Source organism: Streptomyces sp. NPDC001980, from assembly GCF_040296885.1.
GTDB lineage: Bacteria > Actinomycetota > Actinomycetes > Streptomycetales > Streptomycetaceae > Streptomyces.
The window spans coordinates 22,435-42,211 of sequence record NZ_JBEOYD010000046.1 but is presented as its reverse complement, the minus strand read 5'-3'; the positions used below and the strand labels follow the sequence as shown (position 1 = coordinate 42,211).

19 protein-coding genes are annotated in these 19,777 nt (G+C 71.5%); 11 read left to right on the top strand and 8 right to left on the bottom strand.

All coding sequences use genetic code 11. From position 1 onward, the window contains the following. Positions 1 to 113 precede the first annotated feature (113 nt). Positions 114 to 1,820, top strand: a complete 1,707-nt coding sequence (locus ABT137_RS42770) for a cholesterol oxidase substrate-binding domain-containing protein (RefSeq protein WP_351717643.1) — start codon at positions 114 to 116, stop codon at positions 1,818 to 1,820. Between the two features lie 97 nt (positions 1,821 to 1,917). On the opposite strand, the gene ABT137_RS42765 is transcribed toward ABT137_RS42770, so the two are convergent. Beyond that, positions 1,918 to 2,805 (bottom strand): SDR family oxidoreductase, encoded by an 888-nt coding sequence (locus ABT137_RS42765; protein WP_351717642.1) that lies wholly within the window; start codon positions 2,803 to 2,805, stop codon positions 1,918 to 1,920. A 133-nt stretch (positions 2,806 to 2,938) separates the two neighbouring features. Between ABT137_RS42765 and ABT137_RS42760 the strand changes: the two genes are divergently transcribed. Beyond that, positions 2,939 to 3,841, top strand: a complete 903-nt coding sequence (locus tag ABT137_RS42760) for a LysR family transcriptional regulator (RefSeq protein ID WP_351717640.1) — start codon at positions 2,939 to 2,941, stop codon at positions 3,839 to 3,841. Positions 3,842 to 3,887: 46 nt separating this feature from the next. On the opposite strand, the gene ABT137_RS42755 is transcribed toward ABT137_RS42760, so the two are convergent. The 3 genes from ABT137_RS42755 to ABT137_RS42745 all read right to left on the bottom strand — a co-directional run bounded on the left by ABT137_RS42755 (position 3,888) and on the right by ABT137_RS42745 (position 7,269). Next, positions 3,888 to 4,490: a TetR/AcrR family transcriptional regulator gene (locus ABT137_RS42755; protein ID WP_351717638.1), complete on the bottom strand. Its 603-nt coding sequence runs from the start codon at positions 4,488 to 4,490 to the stop codon at positions 3,888 to 3,890. Further along, positions 4,487 to 5,980 carry an MFS transporter gene (locus ABT137_RS42750; RefSeq protein ID WP_351717637.1) on the bottom strand — a complete coding sequence of 498 codons (1,494 nt, stop codon included), beginning with the start codon at positions 5,978 to 5,980 and terminating at the stop codon, positions 4,487 to 4,489. Before ABT137_RS42750 ends, ABT137_RS42755 begins: the two co-directional genes overlap by 4 nt. 98 nt (positions 5,981 to 6,078) lie before the next feature. After that, positions 6,079 to 7,269 carry an FAD-dependent monooxygenase gene (locus ABT137_RS42745; RefSeq protein WP_351717635.1) on the bottom strand — a complete coding sequence of 397 codons (1,191 nt, stop codon included), beginning with the start codon at positions 7,267 to 7,269 and terminating at the stop codon, positions 6,079 to 6,081. A gap of 343 nt (positions 7,270 to 7,612) precedes the next feature. On the opposite strand from ABT137_RS42745, the gene melC1 reads away from it, so the two are divergent. Both melC1 and melC2 read left to right on the top strand, forming a co-directional pair. After that, positions 7,613 to 8,029 (top strand): apotyrosinase chaperone MelC1, encoded by a 417-nt coding sequence (gene melC1, locus ABT137_RS42740; protein ID WP_351717633.1) that lies wholly within the window; start codon positions 7,613 to 7,615, stop codon positions 8,027 to 8,029. Between the two features lie 26 nt (positions 8,030 to 8,055). Further along, on the top strand, positions 8,056 to 8,886 hold the full coding sequence (gene melC2, locus ABT137_RS42735; RefSeq protein ID WP_351717631.1) for a tyrosinase MelC2: 831 nt from the start codon (positions 8,056 to 8,058) through the stop codon (positions 8,884 to 8,886). Between the two features lie 52 nt (positions 8,887 to 8,938). Here the strand turns inward: melC2 and ABT137_RS42730 are convergent, their stop codons facing one another. Next, the gene (locus ABT137_RS42730) at positions 8,939 to 9,643 is read right to left on the bottom strand and encodes a ribonuclease H family protein (protein ID WP_351717630.1); all 705 of its coding nucleotides are present in this window, start codon (positions 9,641 to 9,643) and stop codon (positions 8,939 to 8,941) included. Between the two features lie 47 nt (positions 9,644 to 9,690). Further along, positions 9,691 to 10,485, bottom strand: coding sequence for a VOC family protein (locus ABT137_RS42725; protein WP_351717628.1), 795 nt, complete (start codon positions 10,483 to 10,485; stop codon positions 9,691 to 9,693). Between the two features lie 149 nt (positions 10,486 to 10,634). Here ABT137_RS42725 and ABT137_RS42720 point away from each other — a divergent pair, with 149 nt between their 5' ends. From ABT137_RS42720 to ABT137_RS42705, 4 genes are all read left to right on the top strand, one after another. Beyond that, positions 10,635 to 11,642 carry a zinc-binding alcohol dehydrogenase family protein gene (locus tag ABT137_RS42720; protein WP_351717703.1) on the top strand — a complete coding sequence of 336 codons (1,008 nt, stop codon included), beginning with the start codon at positions 10,635 to 10,637 and terminating at the stop codon, positions 11,640 to 11,642. A 228-nt stretch (positions 11,643 to 11,870) separates the two neighbouring features. Next, positions 11,871 to 13,313: a family 2B encapsulin nanocompartment shell protein gene (locus tag ABT137_RS42715; RefSeq protein ID WP_351717626.1), complete on the top strand. Its 1,443-nt coding sequence runs from the start codon at positions 11,871 to 11,873 to the stop codon at positions 13,311 to 13,313. Positions 13,314 to 13,330: 17 nt separating this feature from the next. Further along, positions 13,331 to 14,383 carry a family 2 encapsulin nanocompartment cargo protein terpene cyclase gene (locus tag ABT137_RS42710; RefSeq protein WP_351717624.1) on the top strand — a complete coding sequence of 351 codons (1,053 nt, stop codon included), beginning with the start codon at positions 13,331 to 13,333 and terminating at the stop codon, positions 14,381 to 14,383. 49 nt (positions 14,384 to 14,432) lie between these two features. Continuing rightward, positions 14,433 to 15,317, top strand: coding sequence for a geranyl diphosphate 2-C-methyltransferase (locus ABT137_RS42705; protein ID WP_351717622.1), 885 nt, complete (start codon positions 14,433 to 14,435; stop codon positions 15,315 to 15,317). Between the two features lie 60 nt (positions 15,318 to 15,377). Here ABT137_RS42705 and ABT137_RS42700 read toward each other — a convergent pair whose 3' ends face one another. Continuing rightward, positions 15,378 to 15,860 carry a VOC family protein gene (locus ABT137_RS42700; protein WP_351717620.1) on the bottom strand — a complete coding sequence of 161 codons (483 nt, stop codon included), beginning with the start codon at positions 15,858 to 15,860 and terminating at the stop codon, positions 15,378 to 15,380. Between the two features lie 180 nt (positions 15,861 to 16,040). Here ABT137_RS42700 and ABT137_RS42695 point away from each other — a divergent pair, with 180 nt between their 5' ends. From ABT137_RS42695 to ABT137_RS42685, 3 genes are all read left to right on the top strand, one after another. Further along, positions 16,041 to 17,246, top strand: a complete 1,206-nt coding sequence (locus ABT137_RS42695; RefSeq protein WP_351717618.1) for an epoxide hydrolase family protein — start codon at positions 16,041 to 16,043, stop codon at positions 17,244 to 17,246. Between the two features lie 45 nt (positions 17,247 to 17,291). After that, positions 17,292 to 18,113 carry a class I SAM-dependent methyltransferase gene (locus ABT137_RS42690; RefSeq protein WP_502984664.1) on the top strand — a complete coding sequence of 274 codons (822 nt, stop codon included), beginning with the start codon at positions 17,292 to 17,294 and terminating at the stop codon, positions 18,111 to 18,113. A gap of 206 nt (positions 18,114 to 18,319) precedes the next feature. After that, positions 18,320 to 19,207 (top strand): RNA polymerase sigma factor SigF, encoded by an 888-nt coding sequence (locus ABT137_RS42685; RefSeq protein WP_351717615.1) that lies wholly within the window; start codon positions 18,320 to 18,322, stop codon positions 19,205 to 19,207. Positions 19,208 to 19,287: 80 nt separating this feature from the next. Here ABT137_RS42685 and ABT137_RS42680 read toward each other — a convergent pair whose 3' ends face one another. Next, positions 19,288 to 19,740: an ATP-binding protein gene (locus ABT137_RS42680; protein WP_351717613.1), complete on the bottom strand. Its 453-nt coding sequence runs from the start codon at positions 19,738 to 19,740 to the stop codon at positions 19,288 to 19,290. Positions 19,741 to 19,777: the final 37 nt, after the last annotated feature.

Genomic DNA, 19,777 nt, shown 5'->3' with positions numbered 1-19,777 from the left:
ACAACGGTGTCAGGGGCCGGTCCGTCCGAGCCCACCTGTGAATCCTTCACTCACACGAGTGATTGTGGTGGACGGAAACCGGAGGTGTGTCAACCAGCGCCTAGCGTGACGACATGGTTGACCATTCACCGAACAACGTGCCTTCCGCGGACGGCTGGAGCCGTCGGGGCTTTCTGCGGTCCGCCGCCGCGCTCGCCGCCGTTCCGGTACTGCTCGCCGCCGATCCGGCCGTGGCCGCCGCCGAGCTGCCCGGCTTCCCGACGGAGGTCGAGCTCTACCGTTCCGCGTACCGCAACTGGGTCGGCGAGATCACCGCCGACGGGCTGTGGGCCTGTGCCCCGGCCGACGCCGGTCAGGTGCTCGCGGTCGTCGACTGGGCCTGGCGCAACGGGTGGCGGGTACGCGCGCGTGGCTCCTCGCACGGCTGGTCGCCCTTGACGATCACGGAAGGGACCGGAGCCGACGACCAGGTTCTGCTCGTCGACACCGCGAGCCGTCTCACCGGGCTCTCCCTGGACTCCGATGCGGCGGTCCGGGCCGGGACCGGGGTCACTTCGGAGGCGCTGCTCACCTTCCTGGAAGGCCACGGCCTCGGGCTCACCGCAGCGCCCGCGCCGGGCGATCTGACGCTCGGCGGCGCGCTGGCGATCGACGCGCACGGTACCGCCGTGCCGGCCGACGGCGAGGAGCCGCTGCCCGGCCGCACCTACGGCTCGCTGAGCAATCTGGTGCTGTCGCTGACGGCGGTGGTGTGGGACGGGAGCGCCGGAGCGTATGTCCTGCGGACGTTCCGGCGCGACGAGGCGGACTGCGCGGCGCTGCTGACGCATCTGGGCCGTGCGCTGGTCACCGAGGTCGTGCTGCGGGTGGGGGCGAACAGCAGTCTGCGGTGCGTCAGCCGGACCGACATCCCGGCCGCCGAACTGTTCGCCGCGCCCGGTTCGGGCGGCCGGACCCTGGACGGCTTCCTGCGGCGCTCGGGGCGGGTCGAGGCGATCTGGTTCGCCTTCACCGAGTACCCGTGGCTGAAGGAGTGGAGCGTCGCACCGACCAGGCCGCTCACCTCGCGGCACGTCACCTCGCCGTACAACTACCCCTTCTCCGACAACGTGCCGACCGTCGTCGCCGACCTGGTGGGGCGGATGGTGTCCGACGCCGCCTGGTACCTGGCGCCGGTCCTCGGGAACGCGCAGCTGGACGTGGCGGCGCTCGGGTTGGTGGCGACGCTGTCCTCGGACATCTGGGGAGCGTCGAAGAACACGCTGCTGTACATCAAGCCGACCACCCTGCGGGTCGGCGCGAACGGGTACGCGGTGCTGACACGGCGGGCCGACGTGCAGGCGGTGGTGCACGAGTTCACCTCGTTCTACCGGGAACGGCTCACCGCGTACGCCGCGTCGGGGCGGTTTCCGGTCAACGGGTCGGTGGAGATCCGGGTGACGGGGCTGGACGAGGCGTCCGATGCCGGGGTGGCCGGGGCGCAGGTGCCGTTGCTGTCGGCGGTGCGGCCTCGGGAGGGGGCCGACACCGCCGTGTGGCTGGATGTGCTGACGCTGCCGGGGACGCCTTACGCGGAGGCGTTCTTGCGGGAGTTGGAGGGGTTTCTCTTCGAGAGGTTCGAGGGGACTCGGGTCGAGTGGTCCAAGGGGTGGGGTTATACGGAGTCGGGTGTGTGGAGTGACGAGGTGGTGCTCGGTACGAGGATTCCGGAGTCGTTCGGGGGTGCTGTGTGGGATGCGGCGGTCGAGGTACTGGATCGCCTTGACCCACACCGGGTTTTCGGCAATGGGTTCCTGGACGGGGTGCTGGTGCGCCGTTGACGGCTGCGGGCCGGTGGGGGCTGGTCGCGGCCACGCGGCGGAGCCGCAGATCTGCACAGCCCCGCGCCAATGAAGGGGCGCGTCACGTAACCGGCGTTCAGAAGTAATGGCCCTCTTCCAAGTCGGCGATCAGGCCCGGCTGTTCCGGCTTCCAGCCCAGGAGGTTCCGGGTTCGCTCGCTCGATGTCGCGTTGTCGATGGCCGCCGCCCTGCCCAGCCAGCCGAAGTGGGCCTGCGCCTCCTCGGCCGGGATGCTCTTCAGCGGGACGTCGAGGCCGCTGCCTATCGCCGCCGCGATGTCCTTGAGGGGGATGCCCTCGTCGGCCGCGCCGTGCAGGCCGGTGCCCGCCGGGGCCGACTCCAGGGCCAGGCGGAACAGGCGGGCGGCGTCCAGGCGGTGGACGGCCGGCCAGCGGTTGGTGCCGTCGCCGACGTACGCGGCGACGCCCTTCTCGCGCGCGACGTCGATCAGCCGGGGCAGGAAGCCCTTGTCACCGTGGCCGTGCACCGAGGGGGCCAGGCGGACCACCGCGCTGCGTACGCCGCGCTCGGCCAGGGCGAGCGCGGCGAGGTCGGGGTCGGCGCGGTAGGTGCCCGGTACCGGGGTGTCCTCCTCTGTCGCCACCCCGTCGACCGAGGCGAGCATCATGGTTCCCGAGGTGACCACGAAGGGCCGGTCCGAGCCCGCCAGGGCCGCTCCGATCGCCTCGATCACGCGCAGGTCGCTCTCCGCCGCGCGGGTGAGGTCCGGGAAAATGTCGTGGTTGAAGGCCAAGTGGATCACGCCGTCGGTACCGGCCGCCGCGCCGGCCAGGTCCTCCGGGTCGTCGAGGCTGCCGCGGTGCACTTCGGCGCCCGCGGCCCGCAGGGTCTCGGCCGACCCGTCCGAACGGGCGAGGGCGAGGACCTGGTGGCCCGCGCCGAGGAGTTCGGGGATGACGGCGGAGCCGATGAAGCCGCTGCCGCCGGTGACGAATACCCGCATGGTGGGTGCTCCTTCGAGGGAGGGGATGGTGCCTCCATCGTTCGGCCGGCGGGCGGCAGGCGTCCAAAGCCTGTTTCGAGATACGCAATGCATTTCAGGCATCGGCGCAGGTCGTCGGCCGTATCCTGGCGGCATGGCTGATCCGGCTTCCGCCCCTGACCTCGATCTCCGGCTCGTGCGGTACTTCACCGTGGTCGCCGAGCAGCGGCATTTCGGGCGGGCCGCCGGCGCCCTGCACATCACCCAGCCGGCGCTGAGCCGGCAGATCCAGCGGCTGGAGCAGGTGCTGGGGGCGCGGCTCTTCGACCGCACCCCCCAGGGCGCCCGGCTCACCGAGGCCGGCGAGGTGTTCCTGCCCCGGGCCAAGGCGTTGCTGCGGGCGGCCGGCGAGGCGGCCGCCGTCACCCGGGCCGCCGCCGAGCCGAGCCGGATCACCGTCGGGTACATCAACGGGATCTTCGTCACCCCGGCCGTGCGGGATCTGCGCCGCCGGTTCCCGGACGCCGACGTGCGGACCCTGCACCTCGACTGGGACGAGACGCGCGAGTCCTTGCTGACGGGGCGCGTGGACGCGGCGGTGACCCGGCTGCCGCTGCGCACCGACGGCCTGCGGGTGACGGTCCTCTACGACGAGCCGCGTGTGCTGGTGGTGCCGCTGGACCACCGACTGGCCGGGAAGGAGTCGGTCACGCTCGACGACATCGCCGACGAGCCGCTGCCCCGGGGGAAGGACCCGCTCTGGAACGCGTTCTGGCGCGTCGATCCCCGGCCGGACGGCAGCCCGGCGCCCGACGGTCCGCTGATCGGCGCGGTGGAGGACAAGTTCGAGCATGTCGCCGCCGGGCAGGCCGTGGCGATCGTGCCCCTGGTGCCCGGCGCGACCATCCGCCCCGACCTGACCACGGTCCCGCTGCACGGCGTCGAGCCGAGCCACGTGGTGCTGGCGACCCGCGCCGGGGACGGCCACCGGCTGACCGCTGCCTTCCGCAGGTCGGCCGAGGCGCTGCTGACGGGACCGACGCCGGAGCCGGACTAGGCGCTCCGCCGGAAGTGCCGCGATCTGCCGTCTGCCGAGGACCCGCTCAGGGCGTCAGCTGGGCCTGGACGGCCGGGCCGTAGCGGTCGGCGATGTCGCCGACGTCGGTGGCCGCGGAGTCGCGCAGCCGCGGGCCGCGCGCGATGCCGTACATCACGCCCAGGCCGATGAGCTGGGCGACGGCGAGTTCGGCGCGCAGGTCCGGGTCGGGTCCGGTGAGCCGGGCGGCGAGGGCGTCGACGACGTGGGCGCGGAAGTTGGCGCGCAGCACCTCGCCGTGGTCGCCGTGCAGCGGCGCGAAGGCGATGCGCAGCAGCGGGTCGGCGCCGCGGTCGCGCTGGCTCTCCAGGACGTGCCGGACCATGTGGCGGCCGAGGTCCTCGAGGGGTGCGTCCAGCAGGGCGGCCGCGTCGGTGTCGAAGGACATGACCCGGGCGAACAGGCTGTCCTTGTTGCCGAAGTACTTGAGGATCAGCGGTGCGCTGACCCCGGCGCGTTCGGCGACGTCCTTGAGGGTGATGTCGGCGTGCGCGTGCCGGGCGAGGAGGTAGCGGGCGGCCTTGAGGATGGCCGCCTTGGTGGCCTCGGCGTCCCGGCGGGCGGGGGCGGGCGCGGCGGGGGTGCCGGATCGGGTGCTCACGGCACTCATGCTCCCTCCAGTGCGTCGTCCCTGGCGCTCTCGGCCCGGCCCCGGGCGCGGGGGGTGTCGTCGGGGCTCTTGTCGCCGGGGATGGAGAGGGCGGCGGCACCGGCCGCGAGGGCGACGACGCCGGCCATCGCGAAGGCCAGCAGGTAGCCGTGGAGCGTGGCGGTCGGAGCGCCGCCGACGAGGCTGGTGTGGTGGGTGAGGACGACGGCCACGGCGGCGCTGGAGGTGGCCTGGCCGATGGTGCGCATGAGGACGTTGACGCCGTTGGCGGAGGCGGTCTGGTTCGCCGGGACGGCCCGCAGGATCAGTGTGGGCAGCGCGGAGTAGGCGAGGGTGGTGCCGGTGGCGACGACGGTGGCGCCCAGGATGATCATCCACAGGTCGCGGCTGTCGGCGATGCGGACCACGTATCCGCAGGCGATGACCGCGGCGCCGAGGGCCAGGGTGATGCGCGGGCCGCGGGAGGCGGAGATCCGCGCGGAGAGCGGCGAGAACAGCAGCATGGTCACGCCGCCCGGGAGCAGGCACAGGCCGGTGGCCACGATCGACAGGCCGAGGCCGTATCCGGTGGCCTTGGGCGCCTGCACCAGCTGGGCGGTGACGAGGGAGTTGGCGTAGAAGGCGAACCCGGTGAGCAGGGCGGCGACGTGCGAGAGGCCGACCCGCGGCCGGGTCACGAGGTGCAGGTCGACCAGGGGCTGCTCGGTCCGCAGCTGCTGCCACCACCACAGGGCCAGCACGAGGACGGCGGCGCCGAAGAGTCCGAGGACGCGCGGGCTGCCCCAGCCCCACTCGCCGCCCTGCGAGACGCCGAGCAGCAGGCAGGTCAGCCCGACGGCCAGCCCGAGCGCCCCGAGGACGTCGAACCGGCCGCTCTCGCGCACCGGCGACTCCCGGACCGCCCACCAGACGGCCGCGACGCCCAGCGCCCCGAGGAAGCTGGTCAGCCAGAACATGGTGTGCCAGTCGTAGTACTGCACGACCAGCGCGGCCAGCGGCAGGCCCAGTGCGGCGCCGATGCCGACGGTGGAGCTCATCAGCGCCACCGCCGATCCCCGGCGCTCGGGCGGGAGTTCATCGCGCAGGATGCTGATCGAGAGCGGTACGACGGACGCGGCGGCGCCCTGCAACGCGCGGGCGACGATGAGCACGGTGATGTCCGACGACAGGGCGCACATCACGGAGCCCACGGTCATCAGCGCGAGGGCACCGGTGAGCACCCGGCGCTTGCCGTACATGTCGCCGGCCCGGCCGAGCACCGGGGTGAGGACGGCCCCGGCGAGCAGGGTCGCGGTGACCGTCCAGGAGACGGCACCGGCCGAGGAGTGGGTGAGCCGGGGCAGGTCCGGCAGGAGGGGGACGACGACCGTCTGCATGACGGCCATGAGGATCCCGCCGAAGGCCAGCACCGGAATGGTCAGCCGCTCCCGCAGCGGGGGCGGGGCGGCGGGCGATCCCGGGCGGCCGGCTATCGGGGCGGGCTGGTCCATCGACACTCCTGCGGGCGACGCGGATAACGAGGTGAATACCCATTCACCCTATCGAGTGAATAGTCTTTCACCCAAACCGATCCGCGGCCGTACGGCGCCTATGACCGCACGTGCAGGGCGCGCGCCGCCCGTGGTCCGAGCCACCGCTTGAGCCTGCGCAGCGCCTCCAGCCGCCCGGCGGCCTTGTCGAGGCCGTAGTAGAGCTGCGGCGGGACGTACGGCAGCAGGGGCGAGTGCCGCTGCCCGAGCAGGGCGAACATGCGGTGCGGGGGCAGGCCGATGTAGCGGGGCAGGTTCTCGTACCACTGGGCGCTGAGGCGGGCGGCGCTCTGGGCGGAGACCAGTTCGGCCCTGCGCCGCCGTTCGTAGGCGGCGAGGGCCTCGGGCAGGACGGCATGCTCGCGCAGCGCGTCGGCGAGGCACATCGCGTCCTCCAGGGCGAGGGTGGTGCCGGCGCCGATGGAGTAGTGGGTGGTGTGGGCGGCGTCCCCGAGCAGGACGAGGTTGCCGTGGTGCCAGGTGCGGTTGGTGAGTGTGCGGAAGGTCGGCCAGGCCGCCGAGGAGCCCCCGACCAGCGGGTGGCCGTCGAGGATGCCGACGAACAGCTTCTCCAGCAGACCCAGTTGGTCGGCCTCGCCCATCGCGTCGAGACCGAGGCCGGTGAGGGTGTCCGGGGCGCACTCGATGACGCAGGTGCTGTGCCCGTCGTCGTACGGGTAGCCGTAGCACCAGACCCAGCCGTGCCCGGTCTCGACGAAGGCGAAGGTGAAGGAGTCGAAGGCCCGGGTGGTACCGAGCCACACGTAGTGGTTGCGGCCCTCGGTGGCCTCGGTGCCGAAGTGGCCGGCGTGCTGGGCGCGCAGGGCGCTGTGGATACCGTCGGCGGCGACGACCAGGTCGGCCTCGGGGAGGTTCCCGGGGGTGATCTCGTCCTCGAACTCCAGCCGGACGCCGAGGCCGCGAGCGCGTTCGGCGAGGATCTCCAGGAGGCGGTGGCGACCGATGCCGTGGCCCGCGTCGCCGGGCTGCCGGGTCGCCTGGTCACGGATGTGGGCGACCCCCTGGGTCCAGCGCACCGAGCTCGCCTCGATGGCCCGGGCCGACTCGGGGTCACAGGTGTGGAGCCGGTCGAGCAGGGCGCGCCAGTAGGTGACGCCCCAGCCGTAGGTGGAGCCCTCGGGGTTGCGTTCGTGTACGGCGATGTCGTGGGACGGGTTCTGCCGCTTGAGCAGGATCGCGAGATACAGGCCCGCGGGCCCGCCTCCGACGCAGACGACCTTCACGCACACACCCCTAAGTGTCACCGAACGTGGTCAATTGGCACCGGAGGGTAGCAGCGCGAGGACACCCGGCCGGGTTTTCGAATCGCGCCAGATTGACGCCGTGAGCCACACCACCCGGACGGCGGACCACCGCGAAAGATCACCGGAAAGCCGCGCGCCCGAGCAAGGAATTCCCCGTTCCGGGTGCGGCGGGACCATCGCCACGGCAAGATCATCTTCGTTCAATCTTGTATGACATGTAGCTAATTGTCCTGATCGTAGCCAACCCGATCCGGGCGATTTCTCCCGCTCCGAGACCGCCGGATAGGCATACAGGGTCAGCACCCGCACCCGTCACAGGAGCACCCGTATGCCCGAACTCACCCGCCGTCGCGCGCTCACCGCGGCAGCCGCCCTCGCCGCCGCGGCCGGCACCCAGCCTCTCCTCGCGCCCGGCGCCTCGGCCGCCGGCCACTCGCACGAGGGATCACTCGAACCCTTCGACGAGGTCTACAAGGGCCGCCGAATACAGGGCCGACCGGCCGACATGGACGGCATGGGGGACATGGGCGGAATGAAAGGAATGACCGGCGGTCACCACCACGGACACGGCGCCGGATACGCGGTGTTCGTGGACGGGGTCGAACTCCACGTGATGCGGAACGCCGACGGCAGCTGGATCAGTGTGGTCAGCCACTACGACCCGGTCGCCACCCCGCGCGCCGCCGCCCGGGCCGCGGTCGACGAGCTGCAGGGCGCCGCGCTGCTGCCGTTCCCCGCCAACTGACCGCCCGCACAAGGAGCACCCCGCACATGACCGTACGCAAGAACCAGGCCGGACTGACCGCCGACGAGAAGCGGCGGTTCGTCGCCGCCGTCATCGAGCTGAAGCGCAGCGGGCGTTACGACGACTTCGTGCGCACGCACAACGCCTTCATCATGTCCGACACCGACGACTCCGAGCGCACCGGCCACCGTTCGCCGTCGTTCCTGCCCTGGCACCGCAGATTCCTTCTCGACTTCGAGCAGGCCCTGCAGTCCGTGGACTCCTCCGTCGCGCTCCCCTACTGGGACTGGAGCGCCGACCGGACCGTCCGCGCCTCGCTGTGGGCGCCGGACTTCCTCGGCGGTACCGGGCGCAGTTCGGACGGGCGGGTGACGGACGGGCCGTTCGCCGCCGGCGACGGGAACTGGCCGGTCAACGTCCGCGTCGACGGCCGTACTTATCTGCGCAGGTCGCTCGGGACGGGCGTGCGCGAGCTGCCGACCCGGGCCGAGGTCGACTCGGTCCTGTCCCTCGCCACGTACGACATGGCGCCCTGGAACAGCGCCTCGGACGGCTTCCGGAACCATCTGGAGGGCTGGCGCGGGGTCAACCTGCACAACAGGGTCCACGTCTGGGTCGGCGGGCAGATGGCCACCGGGGTCTCCCCCAACGACCCCGTGTTCTGGCTGCACCACGCCTTCGTCGACAAGCTGTGGGCCCGCTGGCAGCGTCGGCACCCGGAGGCGGCCTACGTGCCGGGCGGCGGCACGCCGGACGTGGTGGACCTGGACGAGACGATGAAGCCGTGGAACGACGTGCGGCCTGCTGACCTGCTCGACCACACGAAGTTCTACACGTTCGACACCCTGGAGGCCTGATCAGGCCGCTGTATCAGGCCGCTGTACCGGGCCGCTGTATCGGGCCGCCGCGTCAGGCCTCGGCCGCCGTACGGCACTCCGGGTGGCCCCAGCCCTGCGTGTTCTTGGCGATCGGCTCGCCGGCCGCGTAGGAACGGCCGCACAGGCAACGGCCGGGGAACTTCGCCTTGATGGTGCGGGGCGAGGAGCCGCCCGCCGCGCTCTTGCGGGGGGCAGCCTTGCGGCGCGGGGCCGCGGCGGAGGCGGCCGGCGCCTGTGACGGCGGCGGTGCCGCGGAGCCGAGGGCGCTGCCCGCGGCCTCCTGCACCGTGGCCGCCTGGCTGGCCGCGCGGTCGGCGAAGTCGTTCAGCGGGTCGCCGTCGACCTGGTGGGCGGGGACGTACCGGAAGTCGACCGTGCGGCCGTCGAGGAGTTCGTCGATGCGGACGACCAGGTCCTGGTTGGCGACCGGCTTGCCCGCGGAGGTCTTCCAGCCGTTGCGCTTCCAGCCGGGCAGCCAGGTGGTGACGGCCTTCATCGCGTACTGCGAGTCCATCCGCACCTCGAGCGGCACGTCCGGGTCGGTGGCCGCCAACAGCTGCTCCAGGGCGGTCAGTTCGGCCACGTTGTTGGTGGCCTTGCCGAGCGGCCCGGCCTCCCAGCGGGCGGGAGTCGCCGCGTCGTCGGACACCACCCAGGCCCAGCCCGCCGGTCCCGGGTTTCCCTTAGAAGCCCCGTCGCACGCGGCCACCACTCGTTCACGCATGGCCCCGATCATGCCACGGCCGGGCGGGGTGCCCGGCCGTGGCCCGGGATCCGCCCAGGTCAGACGTCCGTGGTCGGCGGCATCTCACCCTCGGTGGTCGTGACGTCGATCACCGAGAAGTTGGCGCCCTGCGGGTCGCTGAGCGCCGCGAACCGGCCGAAGGGGCTGGTCATCGGCCCGAAGCGGAGCACCGCGCCGAGCTTCGTCGCCTTGGCGACGGCCTCGTCGCAGTCGGCGACGGTGAAGTACACGTTGACGTACGAGGGCACCTCGGGCGGGAAGTCGTCGGTCATCCGCATCCGGCCGAGGACCAGCTGCTCACCGAGGCTGAACGTGCGGAAGTCGACGTTGTCGTCCTCGATCTGCCGGACCGTGTAGGGGAAGACGGCCGCGAAGAAGGGGTCGGCCTTCTCCGGCTCGCGGGTGAAGACCTCCGCCCAGCAGTAGGCACCGGGCACGGCCGTGGCCTCGAAGCCCTCGTGGACGCCGCCCTGCCAGATCCCGAACACCGCGCCGCTGGGCTCACGGGCCAGGCACATCGTGCCGAAGTCGCCGACCTGCATCGGCTCCATCAGCACCTCGCCGCCGTTCTCCCGGATCCGCGCGGCGGCGGCCGCCGCGTCCGACGAGGCGAAGTACAGGCACCACTGCGACTGCCCCTCCTGACCGGGCATGGGCGGTACGACGGCGGCGACGGCCTTGCCGTTCGCGTAGGCCTGGGTGTAGTTGCCGTACTCCGAGGACGACTCGCCGAAGGTCCAGCCGAGGACCTCGCCGTAGAAGCTCTTGGCCCCCTCCAGGTCGCTGAACATCGCATCGGCCCAACAGGGGGTTCCTTCAGGTTGTACCGCCATCGCCGCGGCCCTTCCGATCGTGCGGGTTCTCCCGGTTCCTCACGCTAGCCACCGGGAGGTCCGCCCGCGCGCCGAACGCCGGACTCCGGCGGACACTGGGGAAGGGAGTCGGCGGCCTTCGGCGGACGGGGCGCGGTATGGCGGACGTGATGCGGGCGTGGTCGGTGGATCGGCCCGGGCCGGTCGAGGCGGATCCGCTGCGGCTGGTCGAACGGGCGGTGCCGGTGCCCGGGGCGGACGAGCTGCTGGTGCGGGTGCGGGCCTGCGGGGTGTGCCGTACCGATCTGCATGTCACCGAGGGAGATCTGCCGGTGCACCGGGCCGGGGTGACGCCGGGGCACGAGGTGGTCGGCGCGGTCGCGGGCATGGGTGCCGAGGTGACGGACTTCGCGGTCGGCGACCGGGTCGGGGTGGCCTGGCTGCGGCGCACGGACGGGGAGTGCGCGTACTGTCTGCGGGGCGCCGAGAACCTGTGCCCGCACTCGGAGTACACCGGCTGGGACGCCGACGGCGGTTACGCGGAGTACACGACCGTGCCGGCCGCCTTCGCCTACCGGCTGCCCGGCACCCTCGACGACATCGCGCTCGCGCCGCTGCTGTGCGCGGGGATCATCGGCTATCGGGCGCTGCTGCGGGCATCGCTCCCGCCGGGCGGGCGGCTCGGTCTGTACGGCTTCGGGGGCAGTGCCCATCTGTGCGCGCAGGTGGCGCTCGCCGAGGGCGCGCGGGTGCATGTGCTCACCCGGGGTGCCGAGGCGCGGCGGCTGGCCGTGGAGCTGGGCGCGGCCTCGGCGCGGGACGCCTACGAGGCGCCGCCCGAGCCGCTGGACAGCGCGATCCTGTTCGCGCCGGTCGGCGACCTGGTGCCGGTCGCGCTGCGCGCCCTGGACCGGGGCGGGGTGCTGGCGGTCGCGGGCATCCACCTCAGCGACGTGCCGTCGCTGAACTACGAGCGCGAGCTGTTCTACGAGCGGGAGTTGCGCAGCGTCACCTCCAACACCCGTGCCGACGGGCGGGAGTTCCTCGCCCTCGCCGAGCGGCACGGCGTGCACGCGACCACCCACGCCTACCCGCTGTCAGAGGCCCCGCGGGCGCTGCGGGACCTGAAGGCCGGACGCTTCGACGGGGCCGCGGTGCTGGTGAACGACCTTTCCTGAGCCCAACCCCCGGGCAGCCCGGGTACGAGAGCGGGCGACCGGCGCACGATCGGGAAACACCACCCTTTCCACCCCGAACACCAGGTTTGCGCAACTAAGGCATGCAACCGCCCCTTTCGCGCCGTACCCGTAGATCACCAGGGCTGTTTGGCTTGTCCGTGCGCACCACCACCTCGCACACCACCGACCCTCCGGGTCACCGTTGTTCACCTCTCTGCTGGAGGGAATGTGTCCACACCGGACAGCGTCATCGGTTCCGCCGTCGACGAGCCCGAGCCGGATCCGACCGCCGACGGGCAGCTCACCAGCCTGAGCACCCGGGCGGCACGCCAGCTCGCCACGACCACCAAGTCCGAACCGCAGATGCAGGCCATCACCTCCCGGTGGCTGCTGAAGACGCTGCCGTGGGTGGACGTCAAGGGCGGCACCTACCGGGTCAACCGGCGCCTCCAACTGCGCACCGGGCGGGGCCGGGTGAGCTTCGAGCACAACGGCGGGGACGACATCCGGGTCATCCCTCAGACCCTCACCGAGCTGCCGATCCTGCGCGGTTACGACGACCCGGAGGCGCTGAACCAGCTCGCGGACCGGTTCCAGCCCCGCGAGGTCCGCGCCGGGCAGGTGCTGTTCGAGGCCGGGCAGCCGGTCACCGAGACCTATCTGGTGGTGCACGGCCGGTTCATCCGGTACGCGGCCGGCAAGTACGGCGAGGAGGAGGTCGTCGGGGTCGTCACCGACGGCGACCAGATGGGCGACGAGGCGGTCGGCCAGACCGATCCGCTCTGGCTCACCTCGGTGCGGGCCGAGACGGCGGGTGTGGTCCTGGCGCTGCCCTGGGCGGTCGCCGAGGAGATCATGGACCGGGTGCCGTCGCTCGGCGCCCATCTGCAGGCCTATGTCGACCGGCAGCGGCTGCCGATGAACCGCAAGGGCGAGGCCGAGGTGCCGGTGCAGGCCGGCCACACCGGCGAGCCGACCCTCCAGGGCGGCTTCGTGGACTACGAACTCGCGCCGCGCGAGTACGAGTTGTCGCTCACCCAGACCGTGCTGCGGGTGCACTCGCGGGTCGCCGACCTCTACAACCACCCGATGGACCAGACCCAGCAGCAGTTGCGTCTCACGGTCGAGGAGATCCGCGAGCGCCAGGAGTGGGAGCTGGTCAACAACCGGGAGTTCGGGCTCCTGCACAACATCGACTACGGGCAGCGGATCAGCTCGTTCACCGGTCCGCCGACCCCGGACGACATGGACGAGCTGATCTCCATGCGCCGCAAGACCAAGGTGATCCTGGCGCACCCGAAGGCGATCGCGGCCTTCTTCCGGCAGTGCAACCGGCGCGGCCTGGTGCCCCCGTCCACCAACGTCGACGGGCACGAGATCCCGGCCTGGCGCGGGGTCCCGATCTACCCGTGCAGCAAGATCCCGATCAGCGACGACCACACCACCAGCATCATCGCGCTGCGCACCGGCGAGGCCGACCAGGGAGTCATCGGCCTCTACCAGACCGGTATCCCCGAGGAGTTCCAGCCCGGCCTGAACGTCCGCTTCATGGGCGTCAACGAGCAGGCCGTCATCAACTACCTGGTCACCGCCTACTACTCGCTCGCCGTCCTGGTCCCCGACGCGGCCGGGATCCTGGAGAACGTCCAGCTCGGCCGCACCGCCGACTGACGGCCTGGAGCACATCCATGAGCACAACCACCACCTCCTACGCCCTGCCGGGACCGCCGAACATCGCGGAGCGACTGCGACCGGCCAAGCGCACCGGGACGGTCCCCGGACTGCACTACCGGCCGGCGGTGCCCGCCGACCCGGAGAAGGCCGCCGAACTCGACCGCCGCCTGGAGGCCTGGGCCCACGAGCTGGACCTGTTCCCCGCGGCCTGGAAGGGGGACTTCTCCGACTTCCAGTTCGGCCGGGCCGTCGTCCTCCAGCATCCGGGCGGCCTCGACCTCGACCGGCTCAGCGCGGCAGGCAAGCTGCTGCTCGCCGAGAACATCGTGGACTCCTGCTACTGCGAGGAGGACGAGGGGCGCGGCGGATCCCGGCGGGGCCTCGGCGGCCCGCTGATCATCGCCCAGTCGGCGCTGGACCCCTACCACGGCATCCCGGAGCTGGAGGAGGAGTGGCGCGAGGGCATCCGGGCCACCGGACCCCTGCGGTCGTACCACTTCGCCCTCACCGACTTCGCGGCCTTCGCCACACCGAGCCAGACCGACCGGTTCGTGCACGACATCGCCCGGCTGCACCTCGGCTACCTCGGCGAGGCCGCGTGGATGGAGACCGGGTATGTGCCGCGGGTCTGGGAGTACCTGGTGATGCGGCAGTTCAACAACTTCCGGCCGTGTCTGTCGATCGTCGACGCGGTGGACGGCTACGAACTGCCCGAGCAGCTCTACGCCCGCCCGGAGATCCAGCGGATCACGGCCCTGGCCTGCAACGCCACCACCATCGTCAACGACCTGTACTCCTTCACGAAGGAGCTGGCGAGCGACCCGGACCACCTGAACCTGCCCCAGGTGGTGGCCGCCAACGACCGGCGCGGACTGAAGGCGGCCTATCTGAAGTCCGTCGACATCCACAACCGGGTCATGGAGGCCTTCGAGGAGGAGTCGGCCGCCCTGTCCGCCGGCTCGCCGCTGGTCGCGCGGTACGCCGAGGGGCTCGCCGCCTGGGTCGCCGGCAACCACGAGTGGCACGCCACCAACACCAACCGCTACCACCTGCCCGACTACTGGTAGCCACCGAGCCAATCCGAAACACCGTCAGAAACACTTCGAGGAGAACCTGTTGACCACCGCCCCTGTCGCTCGGAAGACCACCACGTCAGCCCCGGTGCCGACCCAGTCCAGGTACCAGAACAGCGTCGCGGAGTACTGGAACGCCGAGGAGAACCCGGTCAACCTCGAACTCGGAAAGATCGACGACCTGTACCACCACCACTACGGCATCGGTGAGGCCGACTGGTCGGTGCTCGACGAGACCGACCCCGCGCTGCGCAAGGAGCGGGTCACCGCCGAGCTGCACCGCCTGGAGCACGCCCAGGCCGAGCTGCTCGCCTCCCATCTCGGCGCCCTCAAGCCGGCCGACCGGGTCTTCGACGCGGGCTGCGGCCGCGGCGGCGGCAGCATCGTGGCGAACCTGCGGTACGGCTGCCACTCCGACGGGGTGACCATCTCCGCCAAGCAGGCCGACTTCGCCAACGAGATGGCCCGCAAGCGGGAGGTCGGCGACAAGGTCCGCTACCACCACCGGAACATGCTGGACACCGGCTTCGAGACGGGCGCGTACGCGGCCTCCTGGAACAACGAGTCCACGATGTACGTCGAACTGGAGCTGCTGTTCGCCGAGCACGCCCGGCTGCTGCGCCGTGGCGGACGCTATGTGACGATCACCGGCTGCTACAACAACGCCTACGGGCAGGCCTCCCGCGAGGTGTCCCTGATCAACGCGCACTACATCTGCGACATCCACCCGAGGTCGGAGTACTTCCGGGCGATGGCCGCCAACCGGCTGGTGCCGGTCCATGTGGAGGACCTCACCGCGGCGACGATCCCCTACTGGGAACTGCGCAAGCAGGCCGACCACCTGGTGACGGGGATCGAGGACGCGTTCCTCACCGCGTACAAGAACGGCAGCTTCCAGTACCTGCTGATCGTGGCCGACCGGGTCTGATCCGGCGGCGGGTCCACGAGGGGGCGGTGTCCGCGGGCACCGCCCCCTTCCCCGTACGGCTCACTCCCCCGCGTACGCCTTCTTCAGCGCGGCGATGTCCAGCTTGCCCATGGAGTACATGGCGCGGGTGGTGCGCGCGGCCTTCTCCGGGTCGGCGTCGCCGATCATCTCGATCAGCCCGTCCGGGATGACCTGCCAGGACACGCCGTACCTGTCCTTGAGCCACCCGCAGGGGCCGGGCTCGCCGCCGTTCTCGCTGAGCTTGGCCCAGTAGTGGTCGACCTCCTCCTGGCCGTCGCAGTAGATCTGGAAGGAGATCGCCTCGGTGAACTTGAACTGCGGGCCGCCGTTGATGGCGACGAACTTCTGCCCGTTGGCCGTGAAGTCGACGGCCAGCACGGAGCCCGCCTCCCCCGGCCCGGCCTCGTTGTACCGGCCGACCTTCCCGATGCTGGAGTTCTTGAAGATCGACACGTAGTAGTGGGCGGCTTCTTCGGCCTGGCCGTCGAACCAGAGACACGTGGTGAATCCGTCGGTGGTCATGGACACCTCCTGGGAGCGGGGAACGCGGTCATGTGTACCGACCCCCACTTGCCAGGAAACTAATCGCTGAGCGCCCCGACAGGGGCGCGGGGCTGTTGTGCATGTGCGGCTCCGCCGCGTGGGCGCGACCAGCCCCGACGGCGCCGCAGACAACCGACGACCGCACTTAGCATCCCCAACATGACCTCTTCGCCGGCGGACATCACTCCTTTCCGCATCTCCATCCCCCAGGCCGACCTCGACGACCTCCACGCCCGCCTGGACCGCACCCGCTGGCCGGCCGAGCTCCCCGGCGCAGGCTGGGCATACGGCGTCCCCACCCCGTATCTGCGGGACCTCGCGCACTACTGGCGGCACGAGTACGACTGGCGGGCTGCCGAAGCGGAGCTCAACGCGTGGCCGCAGTTCACCACCACGATCGACGGCACGAACGTGCACTTCGCCCACATCCGCTCCCCCGAGCCGGACGCCACCCCGCTGATCGTCACCCACGGCTGGCCGGGCTCCATCGTGGAGTTCCTGGACGTGGTCGGGCCGCTCACGGATCCGGCGGCGCACGGCGGGGACCCGGCCGACGCCTTCCACGTGGTGCTGCCGAGCATCCCGGGGTTCGGGTTCTCCGGGCCGACCACGGACTCCGGCTGGGAGGCGGGGCGGGTCGCGGACGCCTGGGCGGAGCTGATGCACCGGCTGGGCTACGAACGGTTCGGTGCACAGGGCGGTGACTGGGGCGCGGCGATCTCCCGGGAGCTGGGCCGCGCCCGTCCCGGCCGGGTGATCGGCGTGCACCTCAATCTGCTGCCGGGCGCCCAGCAAGGCACCGAGCCCACGGCCGCGGAGCTGGCCGCGCTGGACGCCGAGGAGCGGGCCAACACCCTCGACTCCTGGCGCCGTTGGGCCGCCTGGACCAAGGAGAGCACCGGGTACGCGATCCTGCAGAGCACCCGCCCGCACACGCCCGGATACGCGCTCACGGACTCGCCGGTGGGTCAGCTCGCCTGGATCGTCGAGAAGTTCCAGGAGTGGACGGACTCCGCGGAACTGCCCGAGGAGGCGGTGGACCGGGACCGGCTGCTGACCAACGTGATGCTGTACTGGCTCACCGGTACGGCCGCCTCCTCCGCCCGCATCTACTACGAGCGGGCACACGCCACCGGCGCCCGGGCCACCGCCCCCACCGAACCCTCCACGACACCGACCGCCCTCGCCCTGTTCCCGGCCGAGCCCCAGCGTCCGCTGCGGCACAAGGCGGACCGCACGGAGAACATCGTCCGGTGGACGGAGTTCGACCGGGGCGGGCACTTCGCTGCGATGGAGGAGCCGGATCTGCTGGCGGGCGATGTCCGGGCCTTCTTCCGGCAGCTGCGGGACCAGCGCGAGGGCTGAGGCGTCCCCGGAAAGCGCTGGCACCGCGGTAGGGGCACCGGCATCCTGGCCTGCGTGGACGCACTGGAATTCAGGGTGAAGGATCCGAAACTGCGGGACATCTTCGACCAGGACGCCGAACGGTACGAACGGGCCCGGCCCCGCTACCCCGGCGCGCTGGTCGAGGAGCTGGTCCGGATCACGGGGGCCGGGCCGGGCATCCGGGTGCTGGAGATCGCCCCGGGCACCGGCAAGCTCACCGTCGACCTGGCCGCGTCCGGCTGTTCGATCACCGGCGTGGAGATCGGCCCGAGCATGGCCGCCGCGGCCCGCCGGCAACTGGCCGCGTTTCCCGAGGCGGACGTGGTGGTCGCGGCCTTCGAAGAGTGGGAGCTGCCGCCGGAGCCGTTCGACGCGGTGGTCTGCGCGACCGCCTTCCACTGGATCGACCCGGCGGTCCGGGTGCCGAAGTCCGCCCGCGCGCTGCGCCCCGGCGGGCTGCTCGGTGTCGTCGCCACCCACCATGTGGCGGGCGGCACCGAGGACTTCTTCGCCGAGGTCCAGGAGTGCTACGAGCGCTGGGATCCGGCCACCCCGCCGGGCCTGCGCCAGACCCGCGAGGCCGACCTCGCGACCGACACGACCGAGTTCACCGGATCCCCGTACTTCACCGACGTCACCGTGTGCGGCCACGCCCAGGAGATCACGTACACCACCGGCCAGTACCTGGACCTGCTGCTCACCTACTCCAACCACCGCGCGCTCCCGGAGACCGCCCGGAACGGGCTGCTCGCGGGCATCCGTGAACTGATCGACTCCCGGTACGGCGGTGTCGTCACCAAACGGTACTGGCACGCGCTGATCACCGCCGTACGCGTCGGGCCGTAGCCACCTCGTCCGCAGACCGCCACCGGCGGTTTTCCGCCAGAGCGGGAAACAGGGCGCATGCGTCGCGTCACCCCGGGTACCCGAGCTTCGAGGCACGCATGAGACGTCCCGTTCCGGGTACCCGGGCGAGGGCGCAACGTGGACAGGGCCGGAACGACACCGGCCGAAGAGGCAGCCGCCGAACCATGAGTGACCTGGGAGAGGCAATGAATACCGCCGGGATCCGGTCGGAAGCAGTGAACACCGCTCACCCCGTCGAGGCGTGGACGCCGGAGGGGGCACTGCCAGGAATCGAGGACCCGAGGACCATCGCCCCGCGCGACGCACGCGAGCTGTCCCGCCAGTTCTTCCAGCGGCTCGGTGAGCTGGAGGAGGGCACGCCGGAGTACCAGTACGCCCGCAACACGCTCATCGAGATGAACATGTCGCTGGTGCGGTTCGCGGCCGGACGGTTCCGCAACCGTGGCGACGACATGGAGGACATCGTCCAGACCGGGATGATCGGCCTGATCAAGGCCATCGACCGGTTCGAGCTGTCGCGCGAGGTCGAGTTCACCTCCTTCGCGCTGCCGTACATCGTGGGCGAGATCAAGCGGTTCTTCCGTGACACCACCTGGGCGGTGCACGTACCGCGCCGGCTCCAGGAGCTGCGCGTGGAGCTGGCCAAGGCGCGCGAGGAGCTCTCCAGCCGCCTGGACCGGGAACCGACCGTCGCCGAGCTCGCCACGCTGATGAACCTGTCCGAGGACGCGGTGGTCGAGGGCCAGCTGGCCGCCAACGGCTACAACTCCTCCTCCCTGGACGCCGCGCTGACCGGGGACGGCCCGGAGGACGGCGAGGCGGTGCTGGCCGACTTCATCGGGGTCGAGGAGGACGGGCTGCGGCTCGTGGAGGACTTCCAGTCGCTGGCCCCGCTCATGGCCGAACTGAGCGAACGGGACCGGGAGATCATCCATCTGCGGTTCGTGGAGGAGGCCACCCAGGCGGAGATCGGCGAGCGGCTCGGCTGCTCCCAGATGCATGTCTCGCGCCTGATCAAGCGGATCATCACGCGGCTGCGCCAGGGGATGCTGGGCGAGCTCGGCTGCGCCTGACGGCGAGATCACGGGCGCTGCCCCGCACCGACAGGTGGGGCGGCGCCCGTGGCGACTCACCGACTCACCGACTCACCGACTCATCCGGGAAAGCGCACCAGCGCGCGCACCCGCTTGCCGACCGGTACCCGTTCGGCGATCACCTCCGCGGCCAGGGCATGGACGATCTCCAGCCCGTGCCGGCCGACCCGCTCGGGGTCCTTGGGGAAGCGCCGGGGCAGGGCGACGCTGCTGTCGTACACGGAGACCAGGACCGCGCTGTCCGTGCCCTCCAGTTCGAGGATGTACGGGCCGTTGCTGTGCCGGTCCGCGTTGGTGACCAGCTCACTCACCACGAGGAGCAGCTCACCGTCGGCCCGCGGATCGATCGCCGCGCACCACTCGGTCCTGAGCTGCTCCAGAAAGCCGGCCGCGAAGTCCCGCGCCTCGGCGATGCAGCCGGGCTCGCCGGTGTAGTGCGCCGCGCGTCGCAGCGGCTCCACGGGTACGTCGAAGCCAGTCGGTATCACTGCCCCGCCCAGGTTTTCGATCATGCGTGTCTCTCCAGGAGGCCGGCCGGGCCGGTCGCTG